Annotated in this window: 21 protein-coding genes; 9 read left to right on the top strand and 12 right to left on the bottom strand. The window is 54.1% G+C overall.

Annotation, left to right across the window (positions count from 1 at the left end):
* Positions 1-117 precede the first annotated feature (117 nt).
* The 6 genes from AC8GDA_RS04075 to AC8GDA_RS04050 all read right to left on the bottom strand — a co-directional run bounded on the left by AC8GDA_RS04075 (position 118) and on the right by AC8GDA_RS04050 (position 3,708).
* Entirely contained in the window at positions 118-1,026 is a 909-nt protein-coding gene (locus AC8GDA_RS04075) for a cation diffusion facilitator family transporter (RefSeq protein ID WP_506557031.1), read from the bottom strand.
* Positions 1,023-1,607, bottom strand: coding sequence for an MOSC domain-containing protein (locus AC8GDA_RS04070; RefSeq protein ID WP_506557030.1), 585 nt, complete (start codon positions 1,605-1,607; stop codon positions 1,023-1,025). Before AC8GDA_RS04070 ends, AC8GDA_RS04075 begins: the two co-directional genes overlap by 4 nt.
* Before the next feature lie 150 nt (positions 1,608-1,757).
* Entirely contained in the window at positions 1,758-2,225 is a 468-nt protein-coding gene (locus tag AC8GDA_RS04065; protein ID WP_506557029.1) for a CopD family protein, read from the bottom strand.
* Positions 2,226-2,342: 117 nt separating this feature from the next.
* Positions 2,343-3,047 (bottom strand): pirin family protein, encoded by a 705-nt coding sequence (locus tag AC8GDA_RS04060; protein WP_506557028.1) that lies wholly within the window; start codon positions 3,045-3,047, stop codon positions 2,343-2,345.
* 128 nt (positions 3,048-3,175) lie between these two features.
* A complete protein-coding gene (locus AC8GDA_RS04055) occupies positions 3,176-3,418 on the bottom strand; it encodes a CcdB family protein (protein WP_506557027.1) in 243 nt (80 codons plus the stop codon).
* A gap of 35 nt (positions 3,419-3,453) precedes the next feature.
* Entirely contained in the window at positions 3,454-3,708 is a 255-nt protein-coding gene (locus tag AC8GDA_RS04050) for a type II toxin-antitoxin system CcdA family antitoxin (protein WP_506557026.1), read from the bottom strand.
* Positions 3,709-3,933: 225 nt separating this feature from the next.
* Here AC8GDA_RS04050 and AC8GDA_RS04045 point away from each other — a divergent pair, with 225 nt between their 5' ends.
* The 4 genes from AC8GDA_RS04045 (at position 3,934) to AC8GDA_RS04030 (ending at position 5,301) form a co-directional block, all read left to right on the top strand.
* Positions 3,934-4,170, top strand: a complete 237-nt coding sequence (locus AC8GDA_RS04045; protein WP_506557025.1) for an antitoxin — start codon at positions 3,934-3,936, stop codon at positions 4,168-4,170.
* The gene (locus AC8GDA_RS04040; RefSeq protein ID WP_506557024.1) at positions 4,167-4,577 is read left to right on the top strand and encodes a type II toxin-antitoxin system VapC family toxin; all 411 of its coding nucleotides are present in this window, start codon (positions 4,167-4,169) and stop codon (positions 4,575-4,577) included. The genes AC8GDA_RS04045 and AC8GDA_RS04040 overlap by 4 nt, the downstream gene beginning before the upstream one ends.
* Before the next feature lie 192 nt (positions 4,578-4,769).
* On the top strand, positions 4,770-5,045 hold the full coding sequence (locus AC8GDA_RS04035; protein WP_506557023.1) for a BrnT family toxin: 276 nt from the start codon (positions 4,770-4,772) through the stop codon (positions 5,043-5,045).
* Positions 5,002-5,301: a BrnA antitoxin family protein gene (locus AC8GDA_RS04030; protein ID WP_506557022.1), complete on the top strand. Its 300-nt coding sequence runs from the start codon at positions 5,002-5,004 to the stop codon at positions 5,299-5,301. Before AC8GDA_RS04035 ends, AC8GDA_RS04030 begins: the two co-directional genes overlap by 44 nt.
* Before the next feature lie 161 nt (positions 5,302-5,462).
* Here the strand turns inward: AC8GDA_RS04030 and AC8GDA_RS04025 are convergent, their stop codons facing one another.
* The 4 genes from AC8GDA_RS04025 to AC8GDA_RS04010 all read right to left on the bottom strand — a co-directional run bounded on the left by AC8GDA_RS04025 (position 5,463) and on the right by AC8GDA_RS04010 (position 7,452).
* A complete protein-coding gene (locus tag AC8GDA_RS04025) occupies positions 5,463-5,816 on the bottom strand; it encodes a DUF3147 family protein (protein ID WP_506557021.1) in 354 nt (117 codons plus the stop codon).
* A 70-nt stretch (positions 5,817-5,886) separates the two neighbouring features.
* Positions 5,887-6,237, bottom strand: coding sequence for a DUF6488 family protein (locus AC8GDA_RS04020; RefSeq protein WP_506557020.1), 351 nt, complete (start codon positions 6,235-6,237; stop codon positions 5,887-5,889).
* Between the two features lie 18 nt (positions 6,238-6,255).
* Positions 6,256-7,041, bottom strand: a complete 786-nt coding sequence (locus AC8GDA_RS04015; RefSeq protein WP_506557019.1) for a HupE/UreJ family protein — start codon at positions 7,039-7,041, stop codon at positions 6,256-6,258.
* 60 nt (positions 7,042-7,101) lie between these two features.
* Entirely contained in the window at positions 7,102-7,452 is a 351-nt protein-coding gene (locus AC8GDA_RS04010; protein ID WP_506557018.1) for a hypothetical protein, read from the bottom strand.
* 577 nt (positions 7,453-8,029) lie between these two features.
* On the opposite strand from AC8GDA_RS04010, the gene AC8GDA_RS04005 reads away from it, so the two are divergent.
* From AC8GDA_RS04005 to AC8GDA_RS03995, 3 genes are all read left to right on the top strand, one after another.
* The gene (locus tag AC8GDA_RS04005; RefSeq protein WP_506557017.1) at positions 8,030-8,281 is read left to right on the top strand and encodes an AbrB/MazE/SpoVT family DNA-binding domain-containing protein; all 252 of its coding nucleotides are present in this window, start codon (positions 8,030-8,032) and stop codon (positions 8,279-8,281) included.
* On the top strand, positions 8,281-8,622 hold the full coding sequence (locus AC8GDA_RS04000) for a type II toxin-antitoxin system ChpB family toxin (RefSeq protein WP_506557016.1): 342 nt from the start codon (positions 8,281-8,283) through the stop codon (positions 8,620-8,622). The genes AC8GDA_RS04005 and AC8GDA_RS04000 overlap by 1 nt, the downstream gene beginning before the upstream one ends.
* 337 nt (positions 8,623-8,959) lie before the next feature.
* Positions 8,960-9,631 (top strand): outer membrane protein, encoded by a 672-nt coding sequence (locus AC8GDA_RS03995; protein ID WP_506557015.1) that lies wholly within the window; start codon positions 8,960-8,962, stop codon positions 9,629-9,631.
* Here AC8GDA_RS03995 and AC8GDA_RS03990 read toward each other — a convergent pair.
* Both AC8GDA_RS03990 and AC8GDA_RS03985 read right to left on the bottom strand, forming a co-directional pair.
* Positions 9,604-10,560, bottom strand: a complete 957-nt coding sequence (locus AC8GDA_RS03990) for a LytTR family DNA-binding domain-containing protein (RefSeq protein ID WP_506557014.1) — start codon at positions 10,558-10,560, stop codon at positions 9,604-9,606. The two genes, AC8GDA_RS03995 and AC8GDA_RS03990, sit on opposite strands and share 28 nt — an antisense overlap.
* Positions 10,561-10,578: 18 nt before the next feature.
* Positions 10,579-11,145: a peroxiredoxin gene (locus AC8GDA_RS03985; protein ID WP_506557013.1), complete on the bottom strand. Its 567-nt coding sequence runs from the start codon at positions 11,143-11,145 to the stop codon at positions 10,579-10,581.
* A 568-nt stretch (positions 11,146-11,713) separates the two neighbouring features.
* Here AC8GDA_RS03985 and AC8GDA_RS03980 point away from each other — a divergent pair.
* The gene (locus AC8GDA_RS03980; RefSeq protein ID WP_506557012.1) at positions 11,714-12,982 is read left to right on the top strand and encodes a tyrosine-type recombinase/integrase; all 1,269 of its coding nucleotides are present in this window, start codon (positions 11,714-11,716) and stop codon (positions 12,980-12,982) included.
* 562 nt (positions 12,983-13,544) lie between these two features.
* Positions 13,545-13,784 (top strand): helix-turn-helix transcriptional regulator, encoded by a 240-nt coding sequence (locus AC8GDA_RS03975; RefSeq protein WP_506557011.1) that lies wholly within the window; start codon positions 13,545-13,547, stop codon positions 13,782-13,784.
* Positions 13,785-14,144: the final 360 nt, after the last annotated feature.

Genomic DNA, 14,144 nt, shown 5'->3' with positions numbered 1-14,144 from the left:
GTCAACTCCCGGAAGCTTCCACTGAGCCAGTTAGGGGTTCGCCTCAAAATCGACAAACACCCGGTTCATGTTGGCCTTGAGTACCTTCATCATCTACGTTGTACGTTCAATGCTGTGTCACACAGAGACATCTTGGCTCTCGATCACCTCGGGCTGAAGCGTGATGTGGTCTACGCCCATGTCCGTGAGCACGGCAACGGTCTGTTCCAAGACACTTGGCCATTGGTGAAGGTCCGATAAATCAAGATGGGCAGACAGCGCAACCTGACCAGGCGCCAACTCCCAGACGTGAAGATTGTGTACACCCCGCACACCACTGACAGCAGCCATTGCAGAAAAGATTTTCATGAGGTCTAGGTGCTCTGGAACGCGCTCCATGAGCACACCCAGTGCGGCTCGACAGACCGCCAAGGCCGAGCGGACAATCAGAATACAGATGAGCAGAGAAAGTAAAGAATCCACCCAGTAGGGCGCCCCAAACAAGATTGCGACACCAGCAATGAGCGCGGCCAGAGAGCCGAGAAGGTCGCCCCAGACATGTGAGAGCGCAGCACGTGTGTTTAAGTCGTGCCGGTCCCGAGACAGCACCCAGGCCACCGATAGGTTCACAAGAAGCCCAATACCTGCGACAACCAACAAGGTGGTGCTGTCGATGCTGGTTGGCGAGCGCAGCCTTGCAAATGCCTCAAGGACAATCCACCCAGTAAGACCCAAGAGCACCAGGCCATTTACGAACGCTGCCAACGCCTCAATACGCCCATAGCCATAGGTGTGTGTTGCCGTGGCTGGACGCCTTGCCACCACCTGAGCAACCAGCGCAATCATCAATGCTGTTGCGTCCGTGGCCATATGCCCCGCGTCAGAGACCAGGGCGAGCGAGCCGGAGAGGATGCCGCCAATCAACTCCACAACTGCATAACCGCCCGTCAACAATATGGCAATGCCCAACGTGCGGACGCCGACGGGCCGAAGACGCTGATGGCCAAAGGTGCCGTCATAGGCACTGTGATGGTGCGGCCCGCTCACGCGCTCTTCTTGAGAAACGCCTGCTGAACGGACAGTCTCCGAGGCCCTGGCCGCACGTCGATCTGAGAATCTGCAGCCAGAACCCCTGGGGTGACAACAGACAAATACCAGCCGCAACAACCCCGCTGCACCATGGCCTTTGCTGCACCAGACCAACCAACCGCTGCGTTGAACTTGAAGCAGGGCTCTCTCGGCTCGGTCACGCGGAGAACCACCTCTCCGATTGTCCACTCGTCGCCCAAATAAACGGTGTCCTCAGAGAGCCCCTCGACAGAGAGATTCTCCCCCACCGCACCTGGCGCTGAGAATCGATCTACTCGGCCACCATGCTGTTCAAGGGCCTGTGTCCAGAACGCGTAATGATTATGTGGATAGGCGTACACCGCCTTCGAGATGCCGCCGTGGACGGTGAGATCGCACTGCTCATCCCCCTCAAGACCCAGGGGGCCTACGAAATGCAAAGAGGGGTTGGCGGAGTCCGAAACAACTGCCTTCCGAATGCCAGAGAGCACTCTTTTGGGGGCTGCCTGCTCACTTGAGCGCACAAAGAGTGGCACGACCTGGCCAATGCAAACCGCCAAGAGCCGCGGACGGAGTGTCGGAGGATGGCCCGTCACGCGCAGCGGGAGCTAACTGGAAAACGCTTCATGATCCCGCCATTACAGCACAGCAGGATTTATTGGGCGGTACAGCCTACATGCGAGGGTGAGCTAATGTGATGCGAGGGCCCCTTACGTGAGCAGCACAACGACCAGGATGATCACGCCCACCGAGAGGTTGACAAAAACCCACTTGCGAACTTGGTCTAAAGCCATTGCGGCCGCTGCCCAATCAGAGGCGGTGACGGAACGGTCTAGGCGTTTGTAGAGCGCGAACCGAATGTGCATAAAAATTGCGACCATGGCCACGCCAAGCGCTGTCATGATGGTCCAGTCCAGGGGCATCTGAAAACCCGCACCCGACTGAACTGCGCTCTTGGCCACCCGACCCAACATCCATACGCCACTGGCGAGCGTGAGCAGAGACGCAACCAAGACCACCCGAAAAAACCGACTCAAAACGTCTCGCATGAGGGTTAAACGGATTGGCGGCTCAAGTCCGGCCACAGCTGGCCTTAGAAAGAAATGAGAGAAAAACATGCCACCGACCCAGACCACGATGGCCAGAAGGTGAAGGGTTTGAAGGGCGTTATAAAGCATGACAGACGGGACACTGCATGGGCATACCTCCGAGGAATGAACTTCTTTTGGATATAGCGTATACCAATAGGTTCCATGAACCTCAAAGGGGGAGCTCGTCAAATCGCCCAGGGGCGATTACGTCGGTGCCAGATCAAACACCAAGACCTCCGCATCCCGACCATGTGAAACCTGGAGTCTTGGTTCGTCCGAAAGCATCAAGGCGTCGCCTGCCGACATGGCGTGGCCGTTGATGGTCAGTTCACCCCGAACGAGATGGGCGTAAGCCTTACGCCCTGGGGAGAGTTGGATTTCAGACTGTTCACCAGAATCAAACAGGCCCGCATAGATCGTTGCGTCAGCATTCATACTCACCAGTCCTCCCGCTCCAGGCGACGAGGCAACCTTTAGGAATCTTCCACGCTTGTCTTGCTCATGGATGGAGCGCTGCTCGTAACCCGGCGGAACGCCCATCTTGCTGGGGCGAATCCAAATCTGAAGAAAGTGAGTCTGCTTCTCCTTGGCATGGTTGAACTCACTGTGTGTGACGCCGGTGCCAGCCGACATGCGCTGAATGTCTCCAGGAGGAATGGTCTCAACATTTCCAAGACTGTCTCTGTGTGCAAGTTCGCCAGACAGGACGTAACTGATGATCTCCATGTCGCGATGGCTATGGGTTCCGAAGCCCATGCCTGGCGCCACTCGGTCCTCGTTGATGACCCTCAGATTCCCCCAGCCCATGAATTCAGGATCGTAGTAATCCGCAAACGAGAATGAATGGAAGCTCTTGAGCCAGCCATGGTCCGCATGGCCTCGATCACTCGACTTTCGAAGCTGATGCATCTTCCCCCTCCGAGATCAAGACGACATGATGCTAACAGCCTCTCGATGGAAGAAGACATCGAGTTTGCGATCCCAACTCCTTAACGGGTCCTGGCAGGCAAACTCGGATGGCTGAAACATTGGAATACTCAGACGCCTGCCATGAGGATGTCAACAGCACGGATGATGCGGTCGCCTTGGTCTGCAACACTACCCAGGCGACGCACCTGAGTTCGCCGAACCGCCGCAATAAGTCGGGTTGCAAGGACAAGGCGCTGACCCTCGTGGAGGATCTCCGGATTGAGGTCCTTCACGATCGGATAATTCGCCAGAAGCGGAATGACAACCACCGAGGAATCGGGCGGCAAGAGATCACTCTCAACAACGACCATCCTCACTCCGTTGTAGTCGGCTACATCAAAGCGAGTTAGGTGCGCCAAGAGGCCCCTCCAGGAGCGCTAATGATGTCGGCCAAGGGGTGACCATGTCGCTCATGCCAAGCCGATTGGGCAGCGAATGCTGCTTCATTATCTTTCAGCCATTGAAGCCTGCGGGCATTTGACACGGCCACCTTGAGCGCTGTCTCGGCGATGGACGAGACGTTCAGATCGAGGGCCTTTGCAGAGTCGAGCGTCTCTGCATCGAGTGTTAGCGAGGTTTTACGTTTTGTCGTTGCGACCATCTGACGGTCTCCAGTAAATACCGCAAAAATATACCGTAATTTTATCTTACTTTCATGTATGGCGTCCGGCCAGCGTCATAACAAGCATTTCTCCAGCCACCACCTGCTTGGCGCACTGCTTGCCCATTGCGGCATACGATGCATGACGTACATTCATGTATGTACAATACCCGCATTATCGACTAAGATGTACATGTACATTCATTTCATTCCGTGAGGTAGGCCATGACCAACACCAAACTGTTCAAAAACGGCAATTCCCAGGCCGTGCGCATTCCGGCCGAGTTGGCCTACAGCAGCTGGGACATCGAACTGATCATCGAGCGTCAGGGCGATGAACTGCGCATCCGTCCCGCACCTCGACGCATGGGCGATGTGCTGGGCAAGCTGGCCCAGTTCTCCCCAGACTTCATGAGCGAAGGTCGGGGTCTCAACGTCGAAGGCGAGCGCGAGGCCCTATGAAACCTAAGTACATGCTGGACACCAACATCTGCATCTATCTCATGAAGCATCAGCCACCCCAGGTGCGCTCGCGATTTACCGAGTGCTTTGTGGGCGATGTGGTGCTTTCAGCCGTCACCCTCGCAGAGCTGGAATTCGGCGTCGTCTGCTCGGGTAAGTCCCAGGCACGCAATCAGGTCCTCCTGGACAGTCTGCTAGAGGACATCGTTGTTGCACCGTTCGAAGCCCGAGCAGCGCGCGCCTATGGGCCACTGCGTGCAGCAAATCGTGAGCGCAACAAAGACGCGTTAGATAAGCTCATCGCCGCGCATGCCATGGCACTGGGCGTAACACTGGTCACCAACAACGAAGCCGACTTTCTTCCATTTAGTGGTCTGGCCGTCGAAAACTGGGTCAACAACCACTGACAAGCCGTGCGGGGCTCCGCGCATGCTAATTTTGGCCACGAGCTACTGAGTGCTTGTAATTCTGGCGGCCCAGCAGGGGTCGCTTCGCTCACTTGCTGGGGTCAAAATAAATCAAGTTCTGGTGGGGTCGGGGATTCGAACTTGGGATTTCCGCTTCTTTACAGACGCTTGTTTTTGTATATACAATAACCTATGCGAATTCTTTACGACCCAGAAAAACGTGAGAAGACCCTCGCCGAACGTGGACTGGACTTTGAAGATGCAGCAATAGTTTTCCAAGGCGTCACCGTTGAGATCCCGGACGATCGTAAAGAATACGGTGAGGTGCGAATCATCTGCTTCGGACTTCTTAAGGGTCGCATTGTAGTCATTGGATATACCCCGCGTGGCGCGGATCGCCACATCTTCAGCATGAGAAAGGCAAATGATCGTGAGCAAACTCGCCTTGCGCCGTACCTTGGGCTCTGATCTCAAGCGCGTCGATTCGCATGTGGTCAAACCTCATGAATACAAGGAACTTCCCGAGCTGACCGAGGACATGTTGGCACGAGCCAAACTGAGGAAAGGGGGGAGGCCAAAATCAGAGAGCCCGCGTCAAATGATTAGCCTTCGTCTACCTCCGGATGTCATCGAACGCTGGAAGGCAACTGGACCTGGCTGGCAGACGCGTATGGCTGAAAGATTAGCGAAGGGACCTGCAACACGCGCTAAGCACGCCGCCTAGCAAACGCCTGGCACTGAGCTCGGACCAAATAGCTGGTTCGAATCCTGTGGCGGCCCAGCAGGGGTCGCTTCGCTAACTTGCTGAGGTCAAAATAAATCAAGTTTTGATGGTATATGGGATTCGAACCGGTACCCTAACTGACTTTTTCCACGCTCCGCCCGCTAGCCCAAAAGATCAATACCGATCGATCGAGCGAAAAACGCAAAACCCAAAAAACTGACAAGCGTGAGCAAAACACTCGCACCCATCGCCCCCCAAAACCCGAACTTGGCGAGAAGCCATGGAAAGACGAGAAACATCGGCAATGTGGGCACCACATACCAAAAGGTGTAATAGGCGTGATTGGCAATTTTCTCCGACGATTGATTTTCAAAATAGAGCCAGAACAGCGTCAACACCGTCACCAACGGCAAGGCCGCGATGAGCGCACCGAGTTTATCGCTGCGTTTGGCGACCTCTGAGATCAAAACCACCAATCCGGCGGTGATCAAATACTTGGTAACAATCCAGGCCATGTGGAGCTCCCCGCCGGAGCCTTAAAGGCCCCGGCTTGTAAGGTTACAACGTCAATGAGTCGCTAGACGATCACTGACCCGTATGGTTTGCGGCGATGAAATTACCCACCGGGGTGAAAAACATAAAAAGGCTGGTCTTGGCTTTATCCGTTGCTGCGGGATTCTTGTAAGCGACTCGCCATTCCTTTCCTTTTTTCCCGTCAATCATCGAAATTGATTCGTGCTTGACTGACACCCAACTGCCTTCCAGCTTGCCGCCCTTCACAAGGCTCTCCTTGCGTTGATCGGCGCACTTGATAACGACAGCTTCTGCCGCGGGCTTCGAGCCGTGGAAGTGGCAGCCATCACCAGGGCCCGCCATAGCGGGATTAGCGAGGGCAGCTGCAATGGTCAAACCAAACGTTGTGAGTAATTTTTTCATGATGATTCCTTTTATTAATTAAAGTGAATTACGGCTTTTGTCGGTGGTGTTTTCGATGTCCATGTCCTCGTGGATATGGCGGTGCTCCTCAACGGGAAAACGGAATGTTTCGCCATTGACATCATGCTGATAACCATGCAGCTGAGCGAAAAGCAGATAGACACCGGCCGCCATCAATCCGAGGTTTGCCGTGTAACTGAACTTGGCAAATGACTCCCTTTTTCGCAAGATGGCAAGCAATCCGACCATTACCACGAGGGCTGCGATTTGGCCGACCTCGACACCAACGTTGAAACTCAAAATTCGCATCAACATCTGCCAAGGATCATCCCCTAGCGGAAGCTGCTGCAGACGGGTGGACAACCCGAAACCGTGGAGAAGGCCAAAGATAAAGACCATCTTCACCAGGTTCGGTGAGGCCATGTTGAAGTGCTTCTGGAAGCCCCCGTTGTTGTCAAAACCCTTGTAGATGACACTGATCGCAATGATTGCGTCGACAAGCCAGTAATTCCAGGTGATCTTGAAAAACGTGGCAAAGATCAGCGTAATACAGTGGCCGATGGTGAAGACCGTCACGAACTTCACGACATCTTTGAATGTGGTCAGGAAGAACACCACGCCGAACAAAAACAATAGATGGTCGTATCCGGTCAGCATGTGGCTTGCACCCAAACCAACATACTGCAGATACCCCCCATCCAACATCCGCTGCTTGTCCTCTTCGCTGATGCCATGTGCGAGAGCAACCAGCGGGAAGATGGCAAGCAGAAGCAACCCCAATTTTTGGGGAAGATCGAATTTCATGAAGACTCCTTTGAAAACGAATAAACGCCGCCCTTGCTCAGCGGGGCGGCCACTCAGAGATCAAAGAAGCAATTGAGGCGGGCGCAGCAGCCCTTCAAGGAAGATGTCGGATGGGCGAGCACTTAGCAGCGCAAGCTGTTTTTGGCCGCCAAATGGTTGTAAGCCGGATGTGTTTTCCTGAACCAATCCAAAAGATTGAAAGCTGTCAACGGCATGGACATGCGCACCGGCCCCATCGTCGTGATCGAAATGAGACGAGAAATCGTCATGATGGTGATGATCGAGTGCCAGCTGGTGAGCTGTCGCCACATGGAGATCGTCATGCGCAGCCACGCCTGCCCCCGCAACAGACACAAAGATCACCTGCGAGCAAAGAAACCAAAGGCCCACTAGTCTTATGAAACGGATCATCGGCTTAGTTTAGCGTGCCTGTGCTCATGCAGTTCGTATCCCCGTCGCTCGAAACCCGCATAAAACCGTGGTTTAGGCCAAACCTGTTGACCTGAGCAAGGCTAGGTACGCCTCTCGAAAACGTGGAAAAAAAAGACGTACCGAGACTAAATGCTTGATTTTATTGAGTTTTAACTAACTCGCTATGGTCAACAGCTTTTGAGCAAATCGCGTGCTCAAAATGAAATGTCTACCGATTTGGGGCGCTGTAGCAAGCGTTTCTAACTTGCTCAGGTCCGTCTTTTGAGCGGTCAGAGTAAATCAAATCAATGCTTTAGAAGCACTGAAAAGCGGATCTCGTAAAGTTAGCTCAGCGACCCCTAGTGGTGCCTGGCGGCCCAGCAGGGGTCGCTACGCTAACTTGCTGGAGTCAAAATAAATCAAGTTCTGGTGGGGTCGAGGATTTGAACTTGACCCCCATGCCCCTGCTCTTGCAGACCGGGAGTTTTCCGGGGACATGTTCAACAATGCTTGACAACCCGGGCAGTGCAGCCTAAGATTCTGGGATTGAATTTGGCAACAAAAAAGGGAACTCACCATGCAAGTTATTCTGAGGCGATACGGGAATAGCACTGTGGCCGTGTTGCCACCTGCCGTGCTCAAGGATCTCGGCCTCGCGGTAGGCCAGGCTATGACTCTGGACACTACAGACCGGGGCGAGATCTTATTGGCACCCAAGAAAAAGTACGTGTTGGCCGATCTGATTGCCCAATGCGATCCCAAGGCGCCGCCACCGGCTGATCTGGCACTCTGGGGTGTTGCAAAGCCTGCCGGTCAAGAGGTCTGGTAATGCCCGCCTTCAACCAAGGTGATGTCGTCAGCGTTCCCCTAGACCCCGCGATGGGCCACGAGCAAAAAGGTACACGGCCCGCGCTGGTTCTGACCTCCAAAGAATTCAACCGCCTTGGAGACGTGCTGGTCGCTCCCATTACGCAAGGCGGTGATTTCTCACGCTACGCCGGTTTTGCCGTCAGCCTGACCGGCTCGGGATGCAAGACCCAAGGAGTAGCGCTTGTGAACAAGATCCGTATGCTCGACCTGGCAGCGCGTAAGGCACGCAAGATCGAGCGCGTTCCTCAAGTGGTTCTGGACGATGCACTGGGGCGGTTGACGGCATTGTTGGAGTCATGACTTCAGGACATGACGACGCGGGTAAGAGCCCTAATGGGGAAGAGCCAATCGCTGGTTCGTATCCCATGGCGGCCCAGCAGGGGTCGCTGCGCTAACTTGCTGGGGTCAAAATAAATCAAGTTCTGGTGGGGTCGGGGATTCGAACCCCACCCAAACCAGCCTGCAGGCGCCAAATCTGACGAAGCAGTTCGGCGCCGTTCGTTCAAAAAAAGGGCCGCTGATTCAACAGCAAGATTTCCAAGGCCGGTGGTCAATCTAAATTCCCTAAGTCGGCCCAGAATTCACTCTGAGTTCCGGCCCGACGAACTGTTCGTTCATCAACTTGGGAGTGTTCCTTGTGAAATATCTAACGCCGATTTGCCGTACCGCCTTGCTAGGCTGCATTGCAGCCACTACCCTGCCAACGCTGGCAGCAACTGAACCGCGCGGATACTACGCAACCATTTATGCACAGGCCAGCCGACTCAGTTCGACAAGCTTCGATGAGAGCGGCACCGGCGGGCTTGGACCTGGACTGACAGCCAAATTTGACATGGGATTTGGCTTTGGCGGAGACATTGGATTTCGGTACGGTAATGGCTGGGCTGCAGAGGTCGAATGGAACTATCGCCGACACGACCTGAAGTCATTAAGCGGATCAACCACTACCGTGAATGACGGAGACTTTGCATCGAATATCTTATTCGTAAATGGTTTACGCCGCTTCCCAAATGCGTCGGGGGGGTGGACACCTTATGTTGGTGCGGGCATTGGCTGGGTTCAAGAAATCGATTTCGACCTCAACTCGAGCGGTACCGATCGGGCATGGTCTAAACAAGGAAAGATTGGATTGCAACTGATTGCGGGCGCCGAGATACCCATGAGCAAGGACTGGAGACTGACTGCAGATGTTCGAATGCTCCGGCTTGGTAGCATCGAACTACCGGCTGAAGAGGGTGTCACCGGGCGGCTTTCTAAGCCGGACTACAACCCTGTATCGGTTCAACTGGGCTTGCGGCGAATGTTCTGATCACTACCAGGTAATGGTGAGGCTATCGCTACCGCTGCAGAGTTATAACTCGCACTGCTACCGAAACGTTCCATGACATCGGCCTTGCGGCGACGGCTTACAGGCACTTGCAGGCCATTGCTCAATTCGCAGACCGTGCCATCACCCTGAACTCGTGTGCGGAGAACATGTTGGGCGTTTACCCACCAGGACCGGTGGGTCCGAATTCCATTGGGGCCTTCGGCCTCTTCAACCTGTTGTAGAGATCCCAGCACTAGAGCGCTGCCGCGGGTTGTCCACACTCGAAGATATTGAAGCTCGGAACTAACTGCTATCAGCTCACCGCCCAACTCACTTGGCAATGCGAGACGCCACGCTGGCTTTAACGGAGCACCATCTTGTTCAGGTAACGATGTAATAAGCGGGTCAGATTCAGCGCTCCTTGCTAGCGAAGTATTCAGTAATGGCGGGACCAAACGCTGCAGGCGTGGCCAAGATATCAATGCCCATGCGGCAGTAACCGGGCCGACTATGTCAACAAACTCGTCCAATATTGCGGGTATACCGAAAGTAACACTGACCTCGACAGCTCCATCAGCATCGACTCTGACAGGAAAACCAAGAACCTGTTCCATTAGGCCCTCGCCGATCAGCCAGTAAATCGGTGAAAGAAAAATGGAACCAGCGATGCCACTTGCAATTACAACTACCCACAAAGGAAGTTGCTGAAATCTATCAACACGAGTAATCAGAAAAAGTGCACACTGCAACGCGGCTAATCCAACACCGATTTGCAAAGCCCAGAAAAGTGCCATCCACACGAAGGGCGCCGTAAAACCGACATCGGGTTCTAACGCGAGTACCAGCGCCAAGAGCGCTACTCCAGCACCCCCGAGGTAGCTGACAATTGATCTGATTCCGGTAGGTGAGGACGATGTCTGAAGGGTCATGAGACGAAGTCTAAGTGATCAGGATTTTAAGGACAGATCCACAAGTCGTTCAATCACCCACTGTGGGTCGCTGTCACTTGGAAATACGGGGTAATGGACAGCAAGAATATGCCCAGCCCGTGCAATTAGAGTAACCCGCTTTAAAAGAGTCATACCTGCCGCTTGAAAGGCGGGCAGCTTAAGTGCCTTCTGAAATTCATAATTGTCGTCACTTAAAACCGGGAACGGCAGATGCAACCGCTGGGCCATTTCTCTCTGATACTCGGTGCTCTGTACACTCAATCCCATCACTTCAGCACCCAGAGTACGAATCTCCTGGTAGTGATCCCGAAAAGAGCAGCTCTGCGGAGTGCAACCCCTTGCCCCTGGAATCTGATCCCAACCATCTGGTAGTGGAACATTTGGCTGGCCGGTCATCGGATAGCAATACAGCACGAGCACACCGGGAATTTGCCCAACGTTTACCTGCAAGCCCGTAGTTGCGTGTAGCGTTACCTGCGGTAATTTCATACCCAAAAGATGATCAGCAGCTCCATCATCACAAGGCACTGGGAGTTCCTTAGGTAATTCGGTGAGATTCATCATGTATGCCCCCATTAAATCAGACCACTCGATCTGGTGGCGATATTAAAACTCTGCCTCAACGCAGCGGTATGACGCACACGGCAGCAGTTCGAATCCCCTCCGCTCGAAACCCGCATAAAACCGTGGTTTAGGCCAAACCTGTTGACCTGAGCAAGGCCCTCACTGTTCGGCACCACAAGATCTATCCCATTAAGGTGGGGATCGTTTGAGCACAATCGACTGTATGGGGTGCGCTAGGTACCATCAAACGAATTGGGGGGTACCCCCCGGGTGGGGTCGGCCTGGCTGGGATTTTGATGGGGGTGGGTATAGATCAAGCCAGTCTCAGCGCCAAAACCAAAGCCCCAAATGAAAAGCGTGGGGAAAAATGTGGGGAATGCCCCGATGATCTGCCCTTAGGCCTCATTGGCGCTTGACAACTGGCGGAGAGGGTGTCCGACCGATGCGGCTCCAGTAAGGTTTTCTATACCCCACAGGAGTGGCTTCAGTATTGAGGTTGAAGCCCATTTTTCTCTAGTAAACCCCAGAGAACTTTTGTAAGATCCAGTATCAATTGGGGGGTACAAAGGTGGGAAGAATTGCTGCCAAGCCGCTTACTACCCGTAGGGTGGAGACCGAATCAAGGCCTGGTTACTACGCCGACTCAACGGCTCCAGGGCTGTACTTGCAAGTCTCAAACGGCACCAGTGGGACAGGTCGCAGTTGGATCTTTCGCTATACCAGCCCGACCACAAGACGGCGAAGAGAAATGGGCATGGGCCCAGTTGCGGTTAGAAAACTCGCCGATGCACGAACAATCGCCCTGGGATACCGATCACAGATTCTGGCCGGCCTCGATCCCCTGGATGAACGGGATGCGACCCGACTGGCAAACACCAACGCCCGGGCCAAGCAAGTCACATTCGAGCAAGCGGCAACCGACTGCATCAAGGCGAAGTCTCCCGAGTGGAAGAACGCAAAGCACTGCAGCCAATGGACAAATACGCTCGCTGAGTACGCCTACCCCACCCTCGGTAAGGTGCCCATCCACCTACTCACCACTGAAGCCATCTATGAGGCTCTCAAGCCCATCTGGCTGGAGAAGACCGAGACAGCGACCCGTGTGAGACAGAGGATTGAAGTGGTTTGGGACTGGGCCAAGGCACGGGGTTACTGCTCCGGGGAGAATCCAGCCAGACTAAAAGGAGGCTTGGGGGAGTTGCTACCCAAGTCCCAGAAGGTAAAGCGCGTGAAGCACCACGCCGCCCTACCCTTTAAGCAGATCCACGAGTTCATCAAGGCACTTCGTACCCACAGGGGCGTCGGCCCAATGGCATTTGAGTTTATGGTGCTCACCGCCACCCGCACAGGAGAGGTAGTTCGGGCCAAGTGGGACGAGATCGACCTCACCACAAAGGTCTGGACAATCCCGGGCGAGCGCATGAAGGCGGGGAAAGAGCACCGGGTGCCGTTATCGACGCGAGCTGTCGAGATCCTGAAAGTCATGAAGAAGGGGCAGATTAACGACTACATCTTCTCAAGCCACAGTAAAAGCACCAGCACACACATCAGCACTGGGGTGTTCCTGGCGATCATCAAGAAGATGGAGCCCTACAAGCAGTACACGCCCCACGGCTTCAGAAGCACTTTCCGAGACTGGGCTGCAGAAACGACCTCGTTTGCGAACGAAACACTGGAGTTAGCCTTAGCGCATGTCATCACCAACCAGACCGAGGCCTCTTACAGACGTCAGGATCAGTTGCCCAAGCGAGTGCTGTTGATGCAGAGGTGGTGCGATTTCATCGAATCAAGTGCGCGTGGTGTGGTAATCCCCCACCAAAAAACCAAGGTGGTTTGATCCCCATGTACTCACAGCAAGCCATCACCAGAAAGGCGTTGCTAGATATCGTGCGGACAAATTTCCCAAAGGCAAACCTCATTGCAACTGCGTTTCGTCTCCAACGACTCATCAATGAAGTCGAGACCCTTAAAGCCAGCGACGGAATGGTGCACAACCGAAAAGGGCAGCTAGTACAGCGCGTTCTAATCGGAGAGAGTTGGAAGGAGCAGAAAAGACAGCGACGCCGAGTAAAACGAGTGTTCCCGATTGAACCAAGCAATCGGCCGAAGCGGATGTGGCCTCGCTACTACATAGCAAAACTGGGAGAAGAGTACGTCCGTCAAACAGGGCGTGAACCAAAACGGGGGGCAGCCGGGGGATTCCGATCACCCTTTGAACGCTTTGTCGAGCAAATGCTTCATCCTCTGGGAGTCTCGGACGCTCAGGGCTTAGTGAGAGAGTATGTGAGGGAAAAAAAGAAGCCAAACCCCTGGGGTTGGTCAAGTATGAGTTGACACCCAGTTTCTTTTTGTAAGGACAAAACTAGGCTTCGACCATCGTAACTCTCTGGAGATCACCGATGGTCACTCAACTCCAACAAAACGGGAAATCCGACTCCCTCCGCATAGTCCGTAATGCCCAAGTTCGGATAAAACTTGATGTATCCGAGGCAAAACTGTTCGACATGATTGCCAAGGGCCTCTTCCCAGCACCCTTCCAGATAGTTCCAGGTGGACGTGCCGTGGGGTGGCTCGAATCAGACGTCGACCAATGGATCCTTGAGCAGAAGCATCGATCGGAGGGAGGCTCCAAATGCTAACCCCTTCCCCCATCTCGAAAGCAATGGCTATAGCCGAGGCTGCGAAGTTCCCGACTCTCACAGCAAACGGCCTTGACTGGTATGCATTGGCCGGTTCCAAGCACTGCACGAAACAAGATCAACGCAAAGACCGCAAATACCTTTGGTCCGACACTGGACTGTTACAGATTGACTACGCGATTCAGTTCAGCAAAGAGAACCGGATCAGCCCAGACATCAACAGCTACGGGCTAAAGCACGTCATAGAGCGTTGGTCGCCCACACGAGGAGATCACAAATACATCTCCAACGGATGCGCGATCCTAGGTCTCTCAATTGCCGGCTACGAGGTAGTCCTCATCGACAACAGCCCCAATTGTT

Origin of the sequence: Hahnella aquatica (SeqCode) (genome assembly GCF_965194505.1) — a bacterium.
Taxonomy (GTDB): domain Bacteria; phylum Pseudomonadota; class Gammaproteobacteria; order Burkholderiales; family Burkholderiaceae_A; genus Hahnella; species Hahnella aquatica.
This window is presented reverse-complemented; position numbering and strand designations above follow the sequence as displayed.